Here is a 20,415-nt window from a genome sequence, read left to right as displayed (position 1 = left end):
GGCTTCGGCCCGGGCGTCCCGTGCGCGCGGAGCCCTTACGGGCTGGTCGTCCCGGGCGGTGGAGCCGACCGGATCCGGCCCGAGGGGCACGTCCCGATTGGGATAGGTTGTGCCCCGTGACTGACGAGCAGAAGACCCCCGCCGGGCTGGTGCGGGTCGGCGTGTTTGGTGCCCGCGGCCGGATGGGCGTCGAGGTCTGCAAGGCGGTCGACGCCGCCGACGACCTCACCCTGGTGGCATCGATCGACCAGGGTGACGACCGTTCCGCAGTCGCCGCCGCCGAGGTGGTCGTCGACTTCACCACGCCGGACGTCGTCATGGACAACCTGAAGTGGTGCGTCGACCAGGGCATCAGCGTGGTGGTCGGCACGACCGGTTTCACCGAGCAGCGGTTGGCGCAGGTGCGCGGCTGGCTCGCCGACAAGCCCGAGGTGGGCGTGGTGATCGCCCCGAACTTCGGCATCGGCGCGGTGCTGATGATGCAGTTCGCCGCGCGGGCCGCCCGGCACTTCGAGTCCGTCGAGATCATCGAGCAGCACCACCCGCGCAAGTTGGACGCACCGAGTGGCACCGCCACGCACACCGCCCGGCAGATCGCCCGGGCTCGCGCCGAGGCGGGCCTCGGCCCAGTGCCGGACGCGACCAAGGACGAGGTTCCGGGTGCGCGCGGCGCCGACATCGACGGTGTACGCGTCCACGCCGTACGCGCCACCGGGCTCGTCGCCCACCAGGAGGTGCTCTTCGGTGGCACCGGGGAGACGCTGACCATTCGGCACGACTCGTACGACCGGGTGTCGTTCATGCCCGGTGTGCTGCTGGCCGTCCGCGCGGTGCGCAACCGTCCCGGCCTCACCGTCGGCCTCGACGCCCTGCTCGACTGATCCCTCCCTCGCTGCTGGCGCAGATCTTGGACAGTTCCCGTCACGCGCTGACGGAAACTGTCCAAGATCTCAGGTCGCCGACCGGGTAGCATCCGCCGATGATCAATGGTGGACACCTGGACCGGCAGGGGCGCCGAATCACGCTCCGGCCGGTCGACGACGACAACTGGCGGGCGGTCGCCGATGTCGCCCCGCGCGACGAGCAACGCCGCTTCGTGGCCGCCCTGGGCGCGCGTTACCTGCTGCTGAGCACCCGTTCCGAGGTGTGGAACTCCCTGGCCGTCTATGCCGACGAGACCGTTGTCGGGCACGTCATGTGGGGTGTGGACGACGACGGCTCGCACTGGATCGGCGGCATGCTGATCGACGCCGCCGAGCAGACCCGCGGTGTGGGCAGGGCAGCGGTGCGGACCTTGGCCGACTGGCTGTCCACCCGGGAGGGCAACCCCCCGGTCCGTCTCTCCTACCACCCCGACAACACCCAGGCCGCCGCCCTCTACACCTCCCTGGGCTTCCACCCCACCGGCGAGGTCGACGACGAAGAGTTGATCACCGAACTCCGCCCCTGACCCCCGCCCCCACCCCCGCCCCCGTCCCGTCCCGCCCCTTCCGCGTCGATCATGGAGTTGTGGTGCCCCCCATAAGGGGCACATGTGGAGCGAATGCCCACCACAACTCCATGATCGACGAGGGCGGGGACGGGCGGGACGGGCGGGACGGACGGGACGGGTGGGACGGGCGGGGCGGGGGCGGGGCGGGGGTGGGGCGGGGGTGGGGGTGGGGGTGGGGCAGGGTGGGGTGGGTTCAGTGCGGGGCTGGGGTGGTGGGGCGGCGTTGGGTGGGGATGGTGGGGGTTAGCGGGGTCAGGGGGGTCAGCGGGGTGGGGAGGCCGGTGACTGTGGCTTCGCCTGACTGGTCGACCGTGACGGTCACGGAGGCGTCGCCGACGCGTAGTCCGTCGACGTGCAACCCGCCCAGTTCGGGCCCGGCCAGCGGGGCCAACCGGACCGTGCCGCCGGGCACGTCCGGGTAGAGGCCGGTCGCCGCCTGGAGCAGCAGCACCGCTCCGGCCGCGGCCCACGCCTGCGGGCGGCAGGCGGCCGGGTACGGCACCGGGCGGTGCAGCAGCGCGCGGTCGTCGCCGCCGTACAGCTCCGGCATCCGGTAGTCGAACGCCTCGGCAGCGCTGAGCAGCCCCTCGGCCAGGCCGAGAGCGGCCTCCCGGTGCCCGGTGCGGGCCAGGCCGGCGAGCACGATCGCGGTGTCGTGGGTCCAGATCGAACCGCAGTGGTACGACAGCGGGCTGAAGCCGGCGTCGTCGGTGGCCATGGTCCGCAGCCCGAATCCCCCGGCGAGGGTGTCGGTGGTGAGCAGCCTGGCGACCTGGGCCTCCTCGTCGCGGTCGAGCAGACCGGTGCCGAGCAGGTGGCCGATGTTGCTGGTCAGCGAGTCGACGGGGCGCTTGTCCCGGTCGAGGGCGAGGGCGGGCTTTGGGCCGTACCGGCCGTCGACCCAGAACCTGTCCCGGAACCGGCGTGCCAAGCCGGCGGCGTGCTCGCGCCAGCGGTCCGCGCCCGGACGGCCGAAGGCGTCCAGCAGGGCGGCGCCGTTCACCGCCGCCTCGTGTGCGTACCCCTGCACCTCGGCCAGCACGATCGGCGCGGTGGCCAGGGTGCCGTCGTGGAAGCGGACGGCGTCGCCGGAGTCTTTCCAGCCCTGGTTGGACAGTCCGTGCCCGGTGGTGTCGATGTACTCGACCAGGCCGTCGCCGTCCGGGTCGGCGTGCTCGCCGAGCCAGCTCAGGGCCGCCTCCAGGTGCGGCAACAGCGGCTCGATCTGCTCGGCGGGCAGACCCCAGCGCCACGCGTCGTGCAGCAGGTTGACCCAGAGCATGGTGGCGTCGACGGTGCCGTAGTACGCGGGTGGGAGGCGCAGGCCGTTGCCGGGGACCGTGAACTCGTGCCGGCGCAGCTCGTGCAGGATCTTGCCGGGGGCTTCGCCGGTGGCCGGGTCGACCCGGGTGCCCTGCCGGCGGGCGAGGACGCGCAGGGTGCCGGCGGCGAGGTCGGTGCCGAGCGGCAGCATCATCCGGGCGGCCCAGAGGCTGTCCCGGCCGAACAGGGTGAGGAACCAGGGCACCCCGGCGGCGAGGAACACGTCGGTCGGCGCGCCGGTCTCGGCCAGCCGTAGACCGCGCAGGTCGTCCAGGCTGCGGTTGAGCAGTCGGACCAGGCGGCGGTCGTCGGCGGTCACCTCGGGCCGGGACCACTCGGGGTCGCCGGCGGGGCCGACGACGACGGCGCGCGGGTCCTCGACGGTCAGCGTCCAGCTCAGCACCGTCTCGCCGCCGGGGGGTAGGTCGACCGGCCAGGTCAGCCGGGGAGCGGTGGCGCGTTCGGCGGTGGCCAGCACCTCAGCGCCCGGTGCGCTGACGGTGACGGTGATCCCGGCTGCCGACCAGGTGAGCAGGCCCGGCTGACCGGTCTTGGCCTCCAACGCGGTGGTGGCGCCGCCGGACTTGACGGCCTCGATGGGTGCGAGGTCGCAGCCGAGGTCGACGGTGACGGTGGCCCGTACGCCGACAGTGGCGGTGGAGACGATCCGCAGCTCCTCGGTGAGACCGTTGCGGGTGGCCCGGCGGTGCCGCTCGACGCGGACGGTCGGGTCGGGCGTGGGGTCGCCGAGCCAGCGGGCCAGGCCGACGAACCGTGCGCCGTGTGGGCCGTCGTCGCCGTGGGTCAGCCCTTCGAGTTCCCGCTCGTCAACGCGTACCTCGGCACACGAGAGCACCCGGGCGTCGGCGTGGAAGACGCCCTGGACGCCGGTCGGGCGGATCTGCCCGGTCGCGTCCCCCAGTGCGCTGGTCGGGGCGTGGACCACCCCGACCAACTCGTGCAGGAGGGGTTGCAGCTGGCGTTCGATCACGGTGTGGCTCCAGATCCTCGGGGTGCGGGGCGGACGTCTTGACATCGCGACCCTGGCCGTGCAAAGTGCGAAACATTCCAGAAACTTGAACGATCTAATCCTGCCTTATCCAAATTGGATCGTTCAAGATGGCGAGAGGGATTAAGTGGCCGAAAAGGTGACCATAGCGACGGTGGCCCGGCACGCCCGAGTCAGCCGGCAGACGGTGTCCAACGTCCTCAACAGCCCGCACATCGTGCGGCAGGAGACCCGCCAGCGGGTCCAGGACGCGATCAACGCGCTCGGCTACCGGGCCAACCAGGCCGCCCGGCAGATGCGCACCGGCCGGTCCCGACTCATCGCCGCGCGGATCGAACCGACCCGCGACGGCATCAACGGCTCGGTACTCGACCGATTCCTGCACGGTCTCACCGAGACCGCCGACGCCGCCGGCTACCGGGTGCTCCTCTACACCGCCACCGACCACGACCGGGAGATCGCCACCTACGACGACCTGCTCGGCACGTACGAGCTGGACGCGTTCGTGCTGGTCGGCACCACGCACGGCGACCCGCGTACCGCCTGGCTCGCCGACCGGAACGTGCCGTTCGTGACCTTCGGTCGCCCGTGGGACGCGCTCGACGCGCATCCCTGGGTGGACGTGGACGGCGCCGCCGGCACCGCCCGGGCCACCCGGCACCTGCTGGACGCCGGCCACCGCCGGATCGCCTTCGTCGGCTGGCCGGTCGGCTCCGGCGTCGGCGACGACCGGCGTGCCGGCTGGCAGGACACGCTGCGCGCGGCCGACATCGATCCCACCGGACTGCACCGGGAGACCGAGGACGGCATCGCGGAGGGCGAACGACTGATGCGCGACCTGCACGACGCCGTGGCGCCGACAGCAGTGGTCTGCGCCAGCGACTCACTCGCCCTCGGTGCGCTCCAGGCGATCCGCGGCATCGACCCGCCGGTGTCGGTGATCGGCTTCGACGACACACCGGTCGCCGCCGCAGTCGGGCTGACCAGCGTCAGCCAACCGCTCGGCGAGGCCGCCGCCCGTTGCGTGGACCTGCTCACCGGGGTCCTCGACGACGACCACCAGACCCCCGCCCCCGTGCTGCTCCAGCCCGCGCTGGCGCTGCGGCACACCGCATAGTCCCACCCCCCACCAGGAGAAACCCATGGCACCTCGAACAATCACCCGGGCGGCGGTGGCCGGCCTCGCCGCCGTCGCGCTCCTCGGCTCCGCCGCCTGCGGCAGCGGTTTCGACGACTCGTCCGGCGACACCGCCCAGTCCAGCGGGCCGGCCAGCCTGCAGATCCTGATCGGCTCGTCCGGCGAGGCCGAGACCAAGGCGGTGCAGGACGCCGCGGCGAAGTGGGCCGGCAGCTCCGGCAACACCGCCACGGTCACCCCGGCGCAGGACCTCACCCAGCAGCTCGGTCAGGCGCTGGCCGGTGGCACCCCGCCGGACGTCTTCTACGTGGACGCGGCCCAGTTCGCCGACTACGCCAGCGTCGGCGCCCTGGAACCGTACGGCGACAAGATCAACAACTCCGGTGACTTCTACGAGAGCCTGCGCGCCACCTTCACGTACGACGGCAAGCTCTACTGCGCGCCCAAGGACTTCTCCACGCTGGCCCTGCAGATCAACACCGACCTGTGGGCCAAGGCCGGGCTGACCGACGCCGACGTGCCGACGACCTGGGACCAGCTCACCACCGTCGCCCAGAAGATCAAGGCGAAGGGGCAGGTCCCGCTCGCCCTCGGCGACACCCGGGACCGGATCGGCGCCTTCATGGTGCAGAACGGCGGCTGGCTCACCAGCAAGGACGGCAAGCAGCCCACGGCCGACACCCCGGAGAACCTGGCCGCCCTCCAGTACGTCAAGACCATGCTCACCACCGGCCTGGCGAAGTACCCGAAGCAGCTCGACGCCGGCTGGTCCGGTGAGGCGTTCGGCAAGGGCAAGGCCGTGATGACCATCGAGGGCAACTGGATCAAGGGTGCCCTGCAGAACGACTTCCCGACCCTGAAGTACAAGGTGGTGGCGCTGCCGGCCGGCCCCAAGGGGCAGGGCACCCTGTCCTTCACCCAGTGCTGGGGTGTCGCCGCCAAGAGCAAGTACAAGGACCAGGCGATCACGTTCGTCGAGGCGATGACCAGCGGCGAGCAGCAGATGGCCTTCGCGAAGGCGATCGGCGTCATGCCGTCCCGGCAGTCCGCGGGTGAGCAGTACACCAGCGCCTTCCCGGCCGACAAGCCGTTCATCGACGGCGCCGCGTACGCCCAGGGCCCGGTGAACGCCCCGAAGATGGACAGCGTCCTCAAGGACCTCGACACCGGTCTGCAGGGGTTGGCCAACGGCGACCCGAAGACCATCCTGCAGAACTTCGACAAGAACGCCAAGGCGGCGCTCGGCGGCAGCTGAGGTGTCGGCGGGGCCCCGGCCGAACGCCGGGGCCCCGCCGCACGTCGGCCCGAGAGAAGGAGGGAGGAACGATGGCAACCGAGACATTGACCGCCGTGGCGACCACGCCCGACGCGGGGCCGCGCCGACGCCGAGGCGGCATCCGGAGCAACGAGACACTCGCCGGCTGGCTCTTCGTCGCACCGGTGATCGTCATCCTGGGGCTGTTCCTGCTGCTGCCGATCCTGATGGCGCTCTGGGTCAGCCTGACCGACTGGAACGGTCAGGGCAGTCCCTTCACCGGCGACGTCCCGTTCGTCGGCGCGGACAACTACACCCGTCTGTTCGCCGAGGACGGGCTGGCCCGCCGCGACTTCATGACGAGCATCCGCAACAACATCTACTACGTGGCGATCGTGGTGCCGGCGCAGACCGTGCTCGCGCTCGGACTGGCCCTGGTCGTCAACAACCGGATGCTGAAGGGCAAGAGCTTCTTCCGCAGCGCGTTCTACTTCCCCTCGGTCACCAGCTCGGTGGCGATCAGCGTGGTGTTCCTGTTCCTCTTCGCCAACTCCGGCGCGGTGAACGCGCTGCTCGGCTTTTTCGGAATCGACGGCCCGGAGTGGTTCGCCGACTCAAGGGGTGTGCTGCACCTGCTGTTCGGCGCCGTCGGCGTCGACTCGCCGCCGGCGGCACTGACCGACGGCGGCCCCTTCGGGCTGACCTGGTGGGACTGGTTGGCCGGTCCCAGCGTGGCGATGGTCTCGATCATCACGCTGGTGGTCTGGACCACGTCCGGCACGTTCATGCTGATGTTCCTGGCCGGGCTCCAGAACGTGCCGGTCACGCTCGACGAGGCCAGCACCCTCGACGGGGCGTCCCGGTGGCAGCGGTTCCGGTACGTCACCCTGCCGCTGCTGCGGCCCACCACCTTCCTGGTGCTCACCCTCGGCATGATCGGCTCCTGGCAGGTCTTCGACCAGGTGTACGTCATGAGCCAGGGCGACCCGGCCAAGACCACCCTCACCCCGGCCTACCTGTCGTACCGGACCGCCTTCCGGGACTTCGACTACGGCTCCGGGGCGGCGATCTCCTTCGTCCTGTTCCTGATCATCATCGTGCTCACGCTGATCCAGCGCCGGGTGCTGGCCGAGCGGGACACCGACCGGCCGCGACGGGGCTGGCGGCGTCGACGCGTACCGGAGAGGTCCTGAGATGGCCGTGCTCACCGACCGCCCGGCGACGCCCGCGCGGCCCGACCACCGCGCGGCCCGCACCCTGGCCACCCGCTTCCTGGGGTACGCGACGCTGGTCTTCTTCGGGCTGGTGTTCCTCTACCCGTTCGTCATCCAGATCGGCAACGCCCTCAAGACCGAGCCCGACGCGGCGGCGAACCCCCTGTCGCCGTTCCCGGACCCGCTCACCCTCGCCGGCTTCGAACGGATCTTCGCCGGCACCAACTTCCCGCTGTGGCTGGGCAACTCGCTGCTGGTGACGGTGCTGGTCACCGTCGGTCGGGTGTTCTTCGACTCGCTCGCCGGGTACGCGCTCGCCCGGCTGCGGTTCGCCGGTCGCGGCGGCCTGTTCGCCGCCGTCATCGCGGTGATGGCGGTGCCCGGCGTGGTGCTGCTGATCCCGAAGTTCCTGGTGCTCAACCAGCTCGGCATCTACAACAGCTACGCCGGGCTGGTGGTGCCGTTGCTGGCCGACGCGGCCGGCGTGTTCATCATGAAGCAGTTCTTCGAGTCGATCCCGGTCAGCGTCGAGGAGGCCGCCCGCATCGACGGGGCCAGCATCTTCCGCACCTTCTGGTCGGTGGTGCTGCCGATGGCGAAACCGGCGCTGATCACCCTGACCATCCTGTCGTTCCAGGGCTCCTGGAACGAGTTCCCGCACAGCCTCGTGTCGGTGCAGGACCCGGACCTGTTCACCCTGCCGCGCGGCCTCGCCGACCTGGTCAGCGGCTCGCTCGGCAAGGGCACCCAGTACCCGCTGAAACTGGGCGCGGCGTTGCTCGCCACCATCCCGGTGGCGATCATCTTCGTGGTGTTCCAGCGGTACTTCGTCCGCGACGCCAACGACGGGTCGGACAAGGGCTGACGCGCCGGGTCACTCGCCGGGGTCGTCCTCGGCGAGTGGCTCGGTCGGCACCGCCACGTGCAGGCGCACCTGCGGCACCAGCATGTCGTCGACGTCCAGCGCGCGGGCCGCGCCGTCGGGCTCCCAGCCGGTGCTGGTGAGGAACTTCCGGGTCGCCTCGTCACCGTCGAACGCCCAGGCCACCGCCCGACTCAACCCGTCCTCCCGCCACAGGTCGACGGCCGCCGCGAGCAGCCGGCTGCCGTGCCCACGCCGACCCCACCGCGGCTCGACCAGCAGATCGGTCACCGCCGCCACGTCCGGGCCGAGCGCGTCGGCCGGCTCACCCGGGGCCAGGGCCTCGCCGTCGGCCGGGCCGGAGGCGGCGAACCCCACCAGATACGATTGCTCGGCCTGTTCGACGGCGACCAGCACCCGGTGCCTGCCGGAGGGCGGCTCCAGCACCGCAGCGCTCCACCGCCGGGCGAGGAACGCCTCGTCCAGGTTGTCGAGCACGTGCCGAGGCAGGATCCGGCGGTACGCGACCCGCCAGGTCGCGAGCTGGATGCGTGCGATCTCGCCGGCGTCCTCGGGACGCGCCGGGCGGACGTACCCGAGAGCCATGGGACGGAAGCCTACGCAGGGCGAGGGAGGCGACGGTGGCGCAGGGTGCCAAACGGACGACCGCGCAGGTCGTGGGGGTGGTGGTGCTCGCCGCGGCGGTCACCGCTTTCCTCGCCGTCGCTGCCGTACGCCACGGCTTCTTCGACCTGAAGGTCTACTACGGGGCGTTGACGTGGTGGGTGCACGACGGCGGGGAGATCTACGACTACCTCAAGCCGAACACCCAGTACGGCTTCACGTACCCACCGTTCGCCGCCCTGGTCATGCTCCCGATGGCGTACCTGCCGTGGACGGCCGCGATCGTGGTGAGCGTGCTCGCCAGCGTCGTCACCACGACGGTGCTGATCTGGTGGCTGGTCGACCCGATCGCCCGCCGCGCCGGCTGGACCCGGTGGTTCGCGCTCGCCGTGGCGCTCTGCCTGGCCGCCGCGTTCGAACCGATGCGCGAGACGGTCAACTTCGGCCAGGTCAACACATTGCTGCTCTTCCTGGTGGCGGTGGACCTGCTGCGGCTGGTGCCGTCCGGCAACCGGTGGGCCGGGGTGGGCATCGGGCTTGCGACCGCGATCAAACTGACCCCCGGTGTCTTCATCGTCTACCTGTTGGTGACCGGTCGTTGGCGGGCGGCTCTCACCGCCTCCGGCGCCGCCGCCGGTGTGACACTGCTGGCCGCCGCGCTCTTCCCGGACGCGTCCCGGGAGTTCTGGACCGAGGCGCTGTGGAACACCGGTCGGGTGGGTGAGCTGGCCTTCGTCAGCAACCAGTCGCTGCGCGGAGTGGTCGCCCGACTCGACCCGCAGCACCCGAGCACGGTGCTCTGGCTGCTGCTGGTGCTCGGCACCCTGGCGCTCTGGGCCTGGCGGTCCCGGGCCGCCGTCGCGGCCGGCGACGAGGCGACCGGTCTGTCGCTGACCGGTGCGGTGATGTGCCTGGTCAGCCCCGTCACCTGGGTGCACCACCTGGTCTGGCTGCTGCCCGCGCTGATCCTGCTCGTCGACAACGCGATGGCCGCGCCGGCCGGCCGCCGACGGCGCGTCCTGCTCGTCGCCGCGATCATCGGGTACGCGCTGCTGATCAGCCGGACCGTGTGGTTCTGGGAGAAGGACTTCACCGGCGTCGACGGCTTCCTGGGCAGCAACGCCTACGTGTGGATCAGCCTGGCGCTGCTGGCCTTCCTGCCGATCCGCCGCTGGCTGGCACCGGACGGCTCAGCTGTCGAGGCGTCCGGCGTACCGCACCTCGACCAGCCCGACCGGCGGGACGCCGCCGGCCAGCGGCACCTGGTAGGTCGACCGCTCACCGTCCGGTGACAGACCGGCGCGCTCGCAGAACCGGCGGGCCCGCCGGTTCTGCTCCAGCACCCACGCCCGGTAGCCGGACCAGCCCCGCTCGGTGAGCCCGGCCCGGGCGGCGGACAGCAGCGCGGCGGCGGTCCCGTCACCCCAGTACGCCGGCTCCACGTAGATCGCCACCACCTCGCCGACCGTCGGATCCAGGTCGTCCCGGTCCTGATTGCGGCGGTACGGCCCGAAGGTGGTGAACCCGACGACCAACCCGTCCACCTCGCCGAGGAGGGTGGTGAACGGGTGCTCGGGGTCGGCGGTGCCGATGTCGCGTCGGCGTTGCGCCCAGGCGGCCACGTTCAGCCGCCGAAGCACCTCGTCGGGCATGAAGCCGGCGTAGCCCGCCTGCCAGCCGTGCACGTGCACCCGGGCGACCGCGTCGGCGTCGTCCGGCTCCTCCCGGCGGATGGTCAGCATTGCACCGTTCTATGCCCCGTTGGTCGTCACGTCCAGCTTCCCGCACCGACGTCGTACCGATGAATTAGGGTCGCCGACGATGACCGCACCGGAATCACTCTCGCTCGCCCAGGCCCGCCGTGTGGCCCTGGCCGCCCAGGGCTTCGCCGACCCCGCGCCGACCGGCGTGCCCACTCGCCGACACCTGCGGCGCGTGCTGGGCCGGGTCGGGCTGATCCAGATGGACTCGGTCAACGTGCTGCAACGCGCGCACTACCTGCCGCTCTACAGCCGACTCGGGCCCTATCCGACAACGCTCCTCGACCAGGCCGCCTACCGCCGCCCGCGCGAGTTGTTCGAATACTGGGGCCACGAGGCGTCTCTGGTCCCGGTGGAGTTGCACCCGATGCTGCGCTGGCGGATGGCCCGCGCGCACAGCGAATCCTGGGGTGGCATGCGGCGGATTGCCGAGGAGCAGCCGGAGCTGGTCGCCTGGGTCCGCGACGAGGTGGCCGCCCGGGGGCCGTTGACGGCCGCCGAGATCGAACACGACGCCCCTCGGGAGACCGGCAACTGGGGGTGGAACTGGTCGGCGGTGAAGCGGGCGTTGGAGTTCCTCTTCTGGGCCGGCGAGGTGGTCGCCGCCGAGCGCACCGCCTCCTTCGCCCGCCGTTACGACCTCCCCGAGCGGGTGCTGCCCGCGGCGGTGCTGGCCGCGCCCACCCCGACCGACGCCGAGGCGTACCGCACGCTGGTGGCCCTCGCCGCGCGGTCGCTCGGGGTGGCCGCCGAGCCGGAGCTGCGCGACTACTTCCGACTGCCGCGGGCCGGTGCGCGACAGGCCGTCGCGGAGCTGGCCGAGGCCGGTGAGCTGGTGCCGGTCACCGTGCCAGGCTGGCGTCAGCCGGCCTGGCTGCACACGTCCGCGCGCCTGCCCCGTTGGATCCGGGGCAACACGCTGGTCAGCCCGTTCGACCCGCTGATCTGGGAACGGGCCCGCACCGAGCGGCTGTTCGACTTCACCTACCGGATCGAGATCTACGTTCCGGCGCCGCAGCGGGTCTACGGCTACTACGTGCTGCCGTTCCTGCAGGGCGACCGGTTCACCGCGAGAGTCGACCTGAAGGCCGACCGCAGGGCGGGGGTGCTCCTGGTGCCGGCTGCCTGGGTCGAGCCCGGCGCCGACCCGGGGGAGACCGCTGTCGCGCTCGCCGCCGAGCTGTACCGGCTCGCCGGCTGGCTCGGCCTGGACGCGGTGGCCCCGCCGGTGGCCGGCGACCTCGCCGGCCCGCTCAGCGCCGCGTTGGCCGGCGTGGCCGGTGTACCGTGAGCGCGTGACGAGCCCTTCCGGACCGGTCCACGAGCCGCAGCCCACCCCCGGGGCCGTGCACACGGTGCCGGCCGAGACGACCGACGCGGGTCCGACCGGCGCGGTGTCGGCTGCTGTCGGTCCGGGCGGTGCGGGTTCGGCCGGCTTTGCGTCGGCCGCTGCGGGTCCGGCGGGCTTTGCGTCGGCCGCTGCGGGTCCGGCGGGCGCTGCCCCGGGCAGCGCTGGTCCGACCGGTTGGCCGACGCCCCCGCCGGGTGGCTACCCGGCTCCCGAGCCGGACCGGCTTACCCGGTTCGTGCTGCGGCTCTACGAGCGCTCGCCGCGCTGGGTCGTGCCGCTGGCTGCGGTCGGCTGTGTCGCCATCGGGATGGGCTACGCGTTGCTCAGCAATCCGACCCACGCCGCCCCGGACGCCGCACCCACCTGTCTGCTCAAATTGACCACGGGCTTGGACTGCCCGGGCTGCGGCGGCACCCGCGCGCTCTGGTACGTGCTGCACGCCGACCTGCCGGCCGCCGCCCGGCACCACTTCCTGTTCGTCTTCGCGCTGCCGTTCCTGGCGTACCTCTTCGTGGCCTGGGCGGGAAACCAGGCGTTCGGTTGGCGGCTGCCCGAGCTGCGGATCAGCTCGAAGGTCATCGGTGGGTTCCTGGGCGTGTGGCTGGCGTTCTCGGTGCTGCGCAACCTGCCCTGGGCACCGTTCACCTCGCTCTACGTCTGAGCGCACCGCCGTCCGACGCGCCGGTTCGCTTTCGGCGGCGCTCGGGCGGCGTGCGTCGGTCGGGTGTTCTTCGTGCTGGTTCGCTGCGGCGGCGCTCGGCCGGCATGCGTCGGTCGGGCATCCTTTGGAGCTGAATCGTTCACGACATCACGAGCCGCCCCCTCCGTCGTCGTCCCATGATCGACTCGGTTTTCAGGAGGCCGGGCGATCCACTCACCCCGGACACCCCGATGTTCAAGACTCGGAGTCGATCACCCGAGGGGTGTCGCACACCGACACCCGCGCCCTCGGCGCGCTCGGGACGGCTCGGTCGCTCGCAGCGCTGGTCGATTGAGTGTTCGGGCGGTGGTGTCGCCTGGTCGCTCGTCGGCTCGGGCGCTTGGCCAGCGCTCGTCGGCTTGGGCGCTTGGCCGGCGCTCGTCGGCTTGGGCGCTTGGCCGGCGCTCGTCGGCTTGGGCGCTTGGCCGGCGCACGTTGGCTTGGGCGTTTGGCCGGCGCTCGTCGGCTCGGGCGCTTGGCCGGCGCATGTTGGCTTGGGCGCTTGGCCGGGGTCCGTCCGTTTGTGCTCGGGCGTTGGAGCGGCGCACTTGGCTTGGACGCTCGGGTGGCTCGCTGGCTTGGTGGACGACCTGCGGGGCTGATGTCGTAAACGATTCAGCTCCAAAGGACGCCGATGAAGCCGTCGGCCCTGGCCCGGCCCGGCCCCGACGGAGCGAGGCGCGGCCCCGGCGCGGACCCGGCCCACACGCCGGGCGTCGGAGGCTTCACTGCTGGCTGAGTGATCGAGATTGCACGGGGCGCGGCTGAGTTGGGCCGGGGGGTGCCGCGCCACTACAGTCCCAGGAATGCCGGAGATGGTGCAGCCCCAGGTCAAGTTGATCGCGTGGACCCAGTTCGCGGCCCCGGACGATGTGCCGTGGTCGACCGACGCGGAGGGTGGTCAGGCGCTCGCCGAGTTCGCCGGTCGGGCCTGCTACCAGTCCTGGAAGAAGCCGAACCCGGCCACTGCCACGAACGCCGGCTACCTGGCGCACATCCTGGAGGTCGGGCACCTGTCGGTGCTGGAGCACGGGTCGGTCACCTTCTACTTCACCGGGGTGTCGCGTTCCTTCACCCACGAGCTGATCCGGCACCGGCACTTCTCGTACTCCCAGCTGTCCCAGCGGTACGTTCCCGAGCGCGACGCGGCCATGGTCGAGCCGGCGGTCATCGCCGACGACCCGGAGCTGCACAAGAAGTTCACCGAGGCCGCCGAGGCGAGCGTCCGGGCGTACACCGAGTTGTTGGAGGGCCTGGAGCAGCGCTTCTCCGACGAGCCGAACCCGACGCTGCGCCGCAAGCAGGCCCGGCAGGCGGCTCGGGCGGTGCTGCCCAACGCCACCGAGACGCGGATCGTGGTCACCGGCAACTACCGGGCGTGGCGGCACTTCATCGCGATGCGGGCCACCGAGCACGCCGACGTGGAGATCCGTGAGCTGGCCGTGGAGTGCCTGCGCCAGCTGCAGGGTGTCGCGCCCAACGTGTTCGCCGATTTCGTGATCTCGACGCTGCCGGACGGCACCGAGGTGGCGGCCAGCCCGCACGAGGCGTCCTGAGCCCTTCCCCGGCGGGCTCCGGCTGGTCGTCCGCTAGGTTGGAGGGTATGACGCACGACCACCTCGATGCCGCGGCCCGACCGGCGTCCCGCCCCTTCGGCCGGCTGATCACAGCCATGGTGACCCCGTTCACCCCCGACGGTTCCCTCGACCTCGACGGCGTCGCCAAAGTGGCGAGCTACCTGGTCGACGAGCAGGGCAACGACGCGCTGGTGGTCAACGGCACCACCGGCGAGTCGCCGACCACCACCGACGCGGAGAAGGAGCAGCTGATCCGGGCCGTGGTGGAGGCTGTCGGTGACCGCGCCAAGGTGCTCGCGGGCGTCGGCACCAACGACACCCGGCACACCATCGAGCTGGCCGCAGCCGCCGAGAAGGCGGGTGCGCACGGCCTGCTGGTGGTCACCCCGTACTACAACAAGCCGCCGCAGGCGGGGTTGGTCCGGCACTTCACGGCCGTCGCCGACGCCACCGGCCTGCCGGTGATGCTGTACGACATCCCGCACCGCTCCGGTGTGCCGATCGAGACCGAGACGCTGGTCCGGCTCGCCGAGCACGGCCGGATCGTCGCGGTCAAGGACGCCAAGGGCGACCTGACCGCCACCAGCTGGGTGACCAGCCGGAGTTCCCTCGCCTTCTACAGTGGCGACGACGCCCTCACTCTGCCGGCGCTGGCCGTCGGTTCGGTGGGCGTGGTCGGCACCTCCACCCACTTCACCGGGGCGCTGACCGCACAACTGATCGACGCGTACGACGCGGGGGACATGCCGACCGCGCTGGCGCTGCACCGGCGGCTGCTGCCGCTGTTCACCGGCATCTTCCGCACCCAGGGCACGATTCTGGTGAAGGCAGGCCTGGCAGCGCTGGACCTGCCGGCCGGCCCGGTGCGACCCCCGCTGGTGGACGCCACCAACGACGAGATCGCCCAGCTGCGCGCGGACTTCGCGGCAGCGGGCCTGGAGCTGCCCGAATGACCAAACGACACGACGGACGCCGAGTGACGGCGTCGCAGATTGAGGTGGACGCGTGACCGAGGCGCACATCGAGGCGGAGCTACCCCCGCCACTGCCGGAGGGCGGCCTGCGGATCATCCCGCTCGGCGGGCTCGGCGCCATCGGTCGGAACATGACCGTCTTCGAGTACGACGGCAAGTTGCTGATCGTCGACTGCGGGGTCCTGTTCCCCGACGTCGAGCAGCCGGGCGTGGACCTGATCCTGCCCGACTTCGGCCCGATCCTGGACCGGCTGGCCGACGTCCAGGCGATCGTGCTGACGCACGGCCACGAGGACCACATCGGCGCGGTGCCCTACCTGCTCGCCCACAAGCCCGACATCCCGCTGGTCGGCTCCCAGTTCACCCTCGCCCTGGTCGAGGCGAAGCTGGCCGAGCGGCGGATCCAGCCGTACACGCTGACCGTGCGGGAGGGTGGCCGCGAGCGGCTCGGCCCGTTCGAGTGTGAGTTCTTCGCCGTCAACCACTCGATCCCGGACGCCCTCGCCGTGGCCATCCGCACCCCCGCCGGCCTGGTGCTGCACACCGGCGACTTCAAGATGGACCAGCTACCGCTGGACGGCCGGATCACCGACCTGGCCGGGTTCGCCCGGCTCGGTGCGGAGGGTGTGGACCTGCTGCTGTCCGACTCCACCAACGCGGAGATCCCCGGCTTCGTCACCCCCGAACGGGAGATCGGGCCGGTGCTCGACTCGATCTTCGCGAAGGCGAAGGGCCGGATCATCGTGGCCTCGTTCGCCTCGCACGTGCACCGGGTGCAGCAGGTCTTCGACTCCGCCGTCGAGCACGGCCGCAAGGTCGCCCTGATCGGCCGGTCCATGGTCCGCAACATGGGCATCGCCCGGGACCTCGGCCTGCTCAACATCCCGGCCGGTCTGGTCGTCGGGATCGAGGAGGCGACTACCCTGCCTCCGGACCAGATCGTGCTGATGTCCACCGGTTCGCAGGGTGAGCCGATGAGCGCCCTGGGCCGGATGGCCAGCGGCGACCACCGGCACATCACCATCGCCCCCGGCGACACCGTCGTGCTGGCGTCCTCGCTGGTGCCGGGCAACGAGACCTCGGTCTACCGGGTGATCAACCGGTTGGCCCGGGCCGGTGCGGTGGTCGTGCACAAGGACGTGGCGAAGGTGCACGTCTCCGGGCACGCCCCCGCCGGGGAGCTGCTCTACCTGCTCAACGTCGTGCGGCCGAGCAACCTGATGCCCGTCCACGGCGAATGGCGTCACCTGCGGGCCCACGCCCGGCTCGGCATCGAGTCCGGGGTCGCCCCCGACCGGGTGGTGATCTGCGAGGACGGCGACGTGGTCGACCTCGTCGAGGGCCGCGCCAGCCTGGTCGGGCACGTGAAGAGCCGGTACGTCTACGTCGACGGCCTCGCCGTCGGTGACGTCAGCGAGTCGCTGCTCACCGAACGACGGATCCTCGGTGACGGCGGCTTCATCGCCACCACCGTCGTCGTGGACTCGGTCACCGGCAAGGTCGTCGCCGGTCCGACGCTGTCCGCGAAGGGCTTCTCCGAGGACCCGGAGGCGTTCAACCCGGTGATCCCGCTGGTCACCGAAGCCCTCAACCGGGCCGCGGCGGATGGCATCACCGACCCGCACCAGCTCCAGCAGATCGTCCGGCGGACGGTCGGCCGGTGGGTCAACGACGCGTACCGTCGTCGCCCGATGATCGTGCCGACCGTGGTCGAGGTCTGACAGATGTGAACGGGCCGGTCACCGACATCCCCCGTGGATGTCGGTGACCGGCCCGCGCTCTGTTGGGGGTGCTTCGACTCAGCCCCGCGACAACCGGCGGCGCAGCACCAGCAGCCCGGCCCCGAGGGCCAGCATCGCCGCGCCGACGAGGGCGTACGCGCCACCCGACGGCCCGGTCCGGGGCAGCTGCTCCGCCTGCGTGGTGGACGCGCTCGGGACGGATGCGCTCGGGCTGGGCGTGGCAGCCGTGGCGGTCGGATCGGGCGACGGCGTCGGGGTGTCGCCGGCACCGGACCCGCCCGTGCCGCCCAGGCGAAGCGTCACAGTCGTGTCCCTGTTGGTGTACCGCTGGGCGGGCGTGAGCGACAGACGCACGGTCTTCTCGCCGCCGGTGACAGTCAGGTGTACGTCGAAGCTGTCGATGGTTCCCGCGGTGAGCACGATCGGCCGCAGGATCTCGCAGCCCACGCCGTTCATCCGGCCGCTGTCGGAGCACCCCGGCGCGGTCACCCGCACACCGGCCGGGGTGGTGACGGCCAACGAGTAACCCCCAATGTCGAAGCTGCCGGTGTTGGTCACCCGCACCCGTACCCTCGTCGTCCCGTCGACGACCGGAGTGGCGGTGGCCCGCAGCCCCACCGATGTGCGGTCCGGCCAGTTGATCCGGAACTCGGTGAACCCGTCGGTGATCCCGGTGGCGTTCCGGCCGGCGACCGAGCCCCACGCCTTCACCCCGAAGACCGGCTCGGCGTGGGACGACAGCACCGTCAGCCGGTACGTGCGCTCGCCCCGGGCGGGCAGTTCCGCGCCGCCGCAGAGCCAGGTGCGCGGGGTGTCGGCGTCGGCCCGGCAGTCCGCGCCCGAGGTCAGGTCGACGGATTCCGGTAGGCGCAGCATGAAGAAGCCCTTCGCCGCCGTGATGCCCGAGTTCCGGACCGACACCTCCAGCGGGCCGGAGGGCGACCAGGGGTCCCCGCCGAGGAAGACGAGGCCGCCCCGGGCGGTGATCGTGGGCGCGACGGTGTGGCTGGGCGACGCGGTGGGGGTCGCGGTCGGCGCGGCGACGGCCGGCCCGGCGAGGGCGGGCGCGAGGAGCAGGGCAGCGGCGAGGAGACCGGAGCTGAGCAGGCGGTTCATGACGACTCCCGGGGGTTCGCGGTCGGTGATGGCCGTAGCACATCCACGCGGAGCGTCTGGTTGCGTGCTGTCGGATGTCGCACAGTCGCGCCCCGGCGTGCAACCGAATGCCCCACTCGCGACTCAGGGGAGCGCGGCGACCGCCTCGGCATAGGCGACGCCGGTGGAGACGGCGGCGTCCATCAGCACCGTGAGCTGCGCCGGAGTGACCCCGTGGGTCAGGTCGGTGGCCACGTCGCCGGCCAGCACCAACTCCTCACCGAGGTCGTGCGCGTACGCCTTGGGCAGCAGCCGGTCGTGGTTCCAGGCGTTGCAGAAGGCGTACGCCTCGGCGCGGCGGGTCGCCGGCAGCCGCCGGGCGGCCATGGACCGGGCGTGCAGCACCTCGCCACGTTCGCCGGCCCGCCGGAACTGGATCACCACGGCACCCCAGCGGCCGACCACAGTGTCGCCAGATTCCACCAGGTACTGGTCGCCGCGCCCGGCCAGCACCCCAATGATCATGTCGAGGGTCAGCGCCACCAGCTCGTCGGGCCGGGTCTCCTCGGCGGACCCGCCGGTGTCCGGCTCGTCGTACCCGCCGGGCTCGTCGTCGGGGGGCAGCGGGACCGGCGCCGCGAGCGGGCGCTCGGCGAGCCAGGCGGCCATCCGACCGGAGTGGTGGCCGCTGCCGTTGCGGGCGTCGAAGCTGCCGGCCAGGTCGCTGGCCACCCCGACCAGCAGGGCGCCGAGTGTGGACACGTCCGGCTCGGTGGCGGGGCGTTCGCCGTACGCCGGGCGGGGCACCGTCCGTCGGCCCAGACCGGCCTCCTCGGCCAGCGCGCAGACCAGTGCGCCGGCGGCGGCGAACTCCATCGCGGCGAGGTCGTCGGTGGGCCGGTCGAACCGGGGCAGCTGCTCGGTCAGGATGGTCAGCCCGCGTTCCAGGTGCCCGCCGAGCGCGCAGAACCGCAGGTGCGCGGCGAGGTGGGGGAACGCGGCACGTTCGCGCCGATGCCGGCGGTACGCCCGCACGTGTGCCGCCGCGGCCCGCTCCGGCTCACCCCCGCGCAGCGCGGGCAGCAGAACGGCGACCAGGTCCCGTTCGGGTTGGTCGGTGCAGGCCGCCCGGTCGCCGTCGGAATCCCGGAGCTCGTCGAGCGCGGCTCGCCACTCGCCCCAGCCGGTCAGCAGCTCGGCGCGGCGGGCGGAGGCGCAGCCCGGGCAGCCGCCGGACGGACCGGGCCGGGTGCCGGACCACCGCTCGTACCAGTGGCGGGCGGTGGGCTCGTCGCCCAGGTGGTCGGCGATCCGGCAGTGCAGCTCCGCGACGGTGGGTGTGTCCGGACCGTCCACACCGACGCGGTGGGCCAGGTCGTGCAGCAGGGACCGGGTCTGGTCCAACCCGACCCGGGGGGTGCCGAGCAGCGCCTCCACCGCGTACCGCTGGTAGCGCAGCAACAGCCCGGTCTCGGCGTCGGTGAGCAGCCCGGGCCGGTGGTCGGCGGCGGCCCGGCACCGCCGGACCGGCTCGACCAGACGCCACCGCTCCCCGTCCAGCAGGTACGCCTCGATCAGCGCGAACCGGGCGTCCACACCGGATCGGACGTCCCCGGCGGCGTCGGCCCGCTCGGCGAGCCGTTCCAGGGCCACCTGCCGGGGTGGACCGTCGGGCAGGTCGCGGGCGTCGGCGAGCGCGGCCTCCAACGCCGGCAGGCGCACCGGCGCGGGGCGGTCGTCCGCACCGGTGGGGGGTGTGCCGGTGCGGTGGCCGGTGAACTCGTCCCGGCCGGTCACGACGGCACCGCACCGGGCAGTCGGCGGACCGCCACGGCGAGCTGGCAGCCGGTGGTGATGCCACAGTCGAGCAGACGGTCGAGCTGGTGTGGGGTCACCCCGCGTTCCAGGTCGGTGATCACCTCGCCGTAGACGCGGGCCCGACCGTCGTCGTCGACGTGGGTGAACGCCTTGGGCCAGAGCCGGTCGTGGTTCCACGAGTTGCAGAAGGCGTACAGCGCGGGCACCTGCTCGATCCCGAACGTGGTGGTGACCATGGTGCGGACCTGGAGCAGCTCGCCGTCGTCGCCGAGCAGGAGGAACCAGATCAGGTTGTCGTCGAAGCGGCCCACCAGGTCGCCGTCCACGCTCAACCCGACGGACCGGCCACGAGCGGCGAGCACCGCGGCGACCAGTTCGCCGCTCAGTGGACGCGGCGTACCGGGGTGACCGGCCAGCGGGTCGTCCGGATCGCTCGCGATTTCCGGCGACGCCATGGGGCATCCCTTCTGAGGCGGATATCA

At 72.1% G+C, this 20,415-nt stretch carries 18 protein-coding genes; 12 read left to right on the top strand and 6 right to left on the bottom strand.

Annotation, left to right across the window (positions count from 1 at the left end):
- Nucleotides 1–116: 116 nt before the first annotated feature.
- A complete protein-coding gene (gene dapB, locus GA0070612_RS29930) occupies nucleotides 117–881 on the top strand; it encodes a 4-hydroxy-tetrahydrodipicolinate reductase (protein WP_088990961.1) in 765 nt (254 codons plus the stop codon).
- Nucleotides 882–979: 98 nt separating this feature from the next.
- Nucleotides 980–1,450, top strand: coding sequence for a GNAT family N-acetyltransferase (locus GA0070612_RS29925; protein WP_088990960.1), 471 nt, complete (start codon nucleotides 980–982; stop codon nucleotides 1,448–1,450).
- A gap of 235 nt (nucleotides 1,451–1,685) precedes the next feature.
- Here GA0070612_RS29925 and GA0070612_RS29920 read toward each other — a convergent pair whose 3' ends face one another.
- Nucleotides 1,686–3,806, bottom strand: a complete 2,121-nt coding sequence (locus GA0070612_RS29920) for an amylo-alpha-1,6-glucosidase (protein ID WP_088990959.1) — start codon at nucleotides 3,804–3,806, stop codon at nucleotides 1,686–1,688.
- A 157-nt stretch (nucleotides 3,807–3,963) separates the two neighbouring features.
- Between GA0070612_RS29920 and GA0070612_RS29915 the strand changes: the two genes are divergently transcribed.
- From GA0070612_RS29915 to GA0070612_RS29900, 4 genes are all read left to right on the top strand, one after another.
- Nucleotides 3,964–4,941, top strand: coding sequence for a LacI family DNA-binding transcriptional regulator (locus GA0070612_RS29915; protein WP_231924392.1), 978 nt, complete (start codon nucleotides 3,964–3,966; stop codon nucleotides 4,939–4,941).
- A gap of 25 nt (nucleotides 4,942–4,966) precedes the next feature.
- A complete protein-coding gene (locus GA0070612_RS29910) occupies nucleotides 4,967–6,217 on the top strand; it encodes a sugar ABC transporter substrate-binding protein (protein ID WP_088990957.1) in 1,251 nt (416 codons plus the stop codon).
- A 71-nt stretch (nucleotides 6,218–6,288) separates the two neighbouring features.
- Nucleotides 6,289–7,410: a carbohydrate ABC transporter permease gene (locus GA0070612_RS29905; protein ID WP_088990956.1), complete on the top strand. Its 1,122-nt coding sequence runs from the start codon at nucleotides 6,289–6,291 to the stop codon at nucleotides 7,408–7,410.
- A 1-nt stretch (nucleotide 7,411) separates the two neighbouring features.
- Entirely contained in the window at nucleotides 7,412–8,296 is an 885-nt protein-coding gene (locus GA0070612_RS29900; RefSeq protein ID WP_088990955.1) for a carbohydrate ABC transporter permease, read from the top strand.
- Between the two features lie 9 nt (nucleotides 8,297–8,305).
- Here the strand turns inward: GA0070612_RS29900 and GA0070612_RS29895 are convergent, their stop codons facing one another.
- The gene (locus GA0070612_RS29895) at nucleotides 8,306–8,899 is read right to left on the bottom strand and encodes a GNAT family N-acetyltransferase (RefSeq protein ID WP_088990954.1); all 594 of its coding nucleotides are present in this window, start codon (nucleotides 8,897–8,899) and stop codon (nucleotides 8,306–8,308) included.
- Nucleotides 8,900–8,934: 35 nt separating this feature from the next.
- On the opposite strand from GA0070612_RS29895, the gene GA0070612_RS29890 reads away from it, so the two are divergent.
- A complete protein-coding gene (locus tag GA0070612_RS29890; RefSeq protein WP_088990953.1) occupies nucleotides 8,935–10,209 on the top strand; it encodes a glycosyltransferase 87 family protein in 1,275 nt (424 codons plus the stop codon).
- Here GA0070612_RS29890 and GA0070612_RS29885 read toward each other — a convergent pair.
- Entirely contained in the window at nucleotides 10,108–10,659 is a 552-nt protein-coding gene (locus tag GA0070612_RS29885; protein WP_088990952.1) for a GNAT family N-acetyltransferase, read from the bottom strand. The genes GA0070612_RS29890 and GA0070612_RS29885 overlap by 102 nt on opposite strands.
- Before the next feature lie 79 nt (nucleotides 10,660–10,738).
- On the opposite strand from GA0070612_RS29885, the gene GA0070612_RS29880 reads away from it, so the two are divergent.
- The 5 genes from GA0070612_RS29880 to GA0070612_RS29860 all read left to right on the top strand — a co-directional run bounded on the left by GA0070612_RS29880 (nucleotide 10,739) and on the right by GA0070612_RS29860 (nucleotide 16,999).
- Nucleotides 10,739–11,968 carry a winged helix-turn-helix domain-containing protein gene (locus tag GA0070612_RS29880; protein WP_088990951.1) on the top strand — a complete coding sequence of 410 codons (1,230 nt, stop codon included), beginning with the start codon at nucleotides 10,739–10,741 and terminating at the stop codon, nucleotides 11,966–11,968.
- 103 nt (nucleotides 11,969–12,071) lie between these two features.
- Nucleotides 12,072–12,689: a DUF2752 domain-containing protein gene (locus GA0070612_RS29875; RefSeq protein WP_088991860.1), complete on the top strand. Its 618-nt coding sequence runs from the start codon at nucleotides 12,072–12,074 to the stop codon at nucleotides 12,687–12,689.
- An 854-nt stretch (nucleotides 12,690–13,543) separates the two neighbouring features.
- On the top strand, nucleotides 13,544–14,284 hold the full coding sequence (gene thyX, locus GA0070612_RS29870) for an FAD-dependent thymidylate synthase (RefSeq protein WP_088990950.1): 741 nt from the start codon (nucleotides 13,544–13,546) through the stop codon (nucleotides 14,282–14,284).
- A gap of 47 nt (nucleotides 14,285–14,331) precedes the next feature.
- On the top strand, nucleotides 14,332–15,258 hold the full coding sequence (dapA, locus tag GA0070612_RS29865) for a 4-hydroxy-tetrahydrodipicolinate synthase (protein WP_088990949.1): 927 nt from the start codon (nucleotides 14,332–14,334) through the stop codon (nucleotides 15,256–15,258).
- A gap of 52 nt (nucleotides 15,259–15,310) precedes the next feature.
- Nucleotides 15,311–16,999 carry a ribonuclease J gene (locus tag GA0070612_RS29860; RefSeq protein ID WP_088990948.1) on the top strand — a complete coding sequence of 563 codons (1,689 nt, stop codon included), beginning with the start codon at nucleotides 15,311–15,313 and terminating at the stop codon, nucleotides 16,997–16,999.
- A gap of 78 nt (nucleotides 17,000–17,077) precedes the next feature.
- Here GA0070612_RS29860 and GA0070612_RS29855 read toward each other — a convergent pair whose 3' ends face one another.
- From GA0070612_RS29855 to GA0070612_RS29845, 3 genes are all read right to left on the bottom strand, one after another.
- Nucleotides 17,078–18,136, bottom strand: coding sequence for an LPXTG cell wall anchor domain-containing protein (locus GA0070612_RS29855; protein WP_088990947.1), 1,059 nt, complete (start codon nucleotides 18,134–18,136; stop codon nucleotides 17,078–17,080).
- Between the two features lie 123 nt (nucleotides 18,137–18,259).
- Nucleotides 18,260–19,912 carry a type III secretion system chaperone family protein gene (locus GA0070612_RS29850; RefSeq protein ID WP_088990946.1) on the bottom strand — a complete coding sequence of 551 codons (1,653 nt, stop codon included), beginning with the start codon at nucleotides 19,910–19,912 and terminating at the stop codon, nucleotides 18,260–18,262.
- Nucleotides 19,909–20,388: a type III secretion system chaperone family protein gene (locus GA0070612_RS29845; RefSeq protein WP_088990945.1), complete on the bottom strand. Its 480-nt coding sequence runs from the start codon at nucleotides 20,386–20,388 to the stop codon at nucleotides 19,909–19,911. The genes GA0070612_RS29850 and GA0070612_RS29845 overlap by 4 nt, the downstream gene beginning before the upstream one ends.
- Nucleotides 20,389–20,415 lie beyond the last annotated feature (27 nt).

Source organism: Micromonospora chokoriensis (assembly GCF_900091505.1).
Classification (GTDB): Bacteria; Actinomycetota; Actinomycetes; order Mycobacteriales; family Micromonosporaceae; genus Micromonospora; species Micromonospora chokoriensis.
This window is presented reverse-complemented; position numbering and strand designations above follow the sequence as displayed.

What these genes read in the sequence shown, in the direction of transcription:
- GA0070612_RS29925 (WP_088990960.1), top strand. Translation starts at nt 980, where the DNA reads ATGATCAATGGTGGACACCTGGACCGGCAGGGGCGCCGAATCACGCTC.
- GA0070612_RS29910 (WP_088990957.1), top strand. Translation starts at nt 4,967, where the DNA reads ATGGCACCTCGAACAATCACCCGGGCGGCGGTGGCCGGCCTCGCCGCC.
- GA0070612_RS29905 (WP_088990956.1), top strand. Translation starts at nt 6,289, where the DNA reads ATGGCAACCGAGACATTGACCGCCGTGGCGACCACGCCCGACGCGGGG.
- GA0070612_RS29900 (WP_088990955.1), top strand. Translation starts at nt 7,412, where the DNA reads ATGGCCGTGCTCACCGACCGCCCGGCGACGCCCGCGCGGCCCGACCAC.
- GA0070612_RS29895 (WP_088990954.1), bottom strand. Translation starts at nt 8,899, where the DNA reads ATGGCTCTCGGGTACGTCCGCCCGGCGCGTCCCGAGGACGCCGGCGAG.
- GA0070612_RS29885 (WP_088990952.1), bottom strand. Translation starts at nt 10,659, where the DNA reads ATGCTGACCATCCGCCGGGAGGAGCCGGACGACGCCGACGCGGTCGCC.
- GA0070612_RS29880 (WP_088990951.1), top strand. Translation starts at nt 10,739, where the DNA reads ATGACCGCACCGGAATCACTCTCGCTCGCCCAGGCCCGCCGTGTGGCC.
- thyX (WP_088990950.1), top strand. Translation starts at nt 13,544, where the DNA reads ATGGTGCAGCCCCAGGTCAAGTTGATCGCGTGGACCCAGTTCGCGGCC.
- dapA (WP_088990949.1), top strand. Translation starts at nt 14,332, where the DNA reads ATGACGCACGACCACCTCGATGCCGCGGCCCGACCGGCGTCCCGCCCC.
- GA0070612_RS29855 (WP_088990947.1), bottom strand. Translation starts at nt 18,136, where the DNA reads ATGAACCGCCTGCTCAGCTCCGGTCTCCTCGCCGCTGCCCTGCTCCTC.
- GA0070612_RS29845 (WP_088990945.1), bottom strand. Translation starts at nt 20,388, where the DNA reads ATGGCGTCGCCGGAAATCGCGAGCGATCCGGACGACCCGCTGGCCGGT.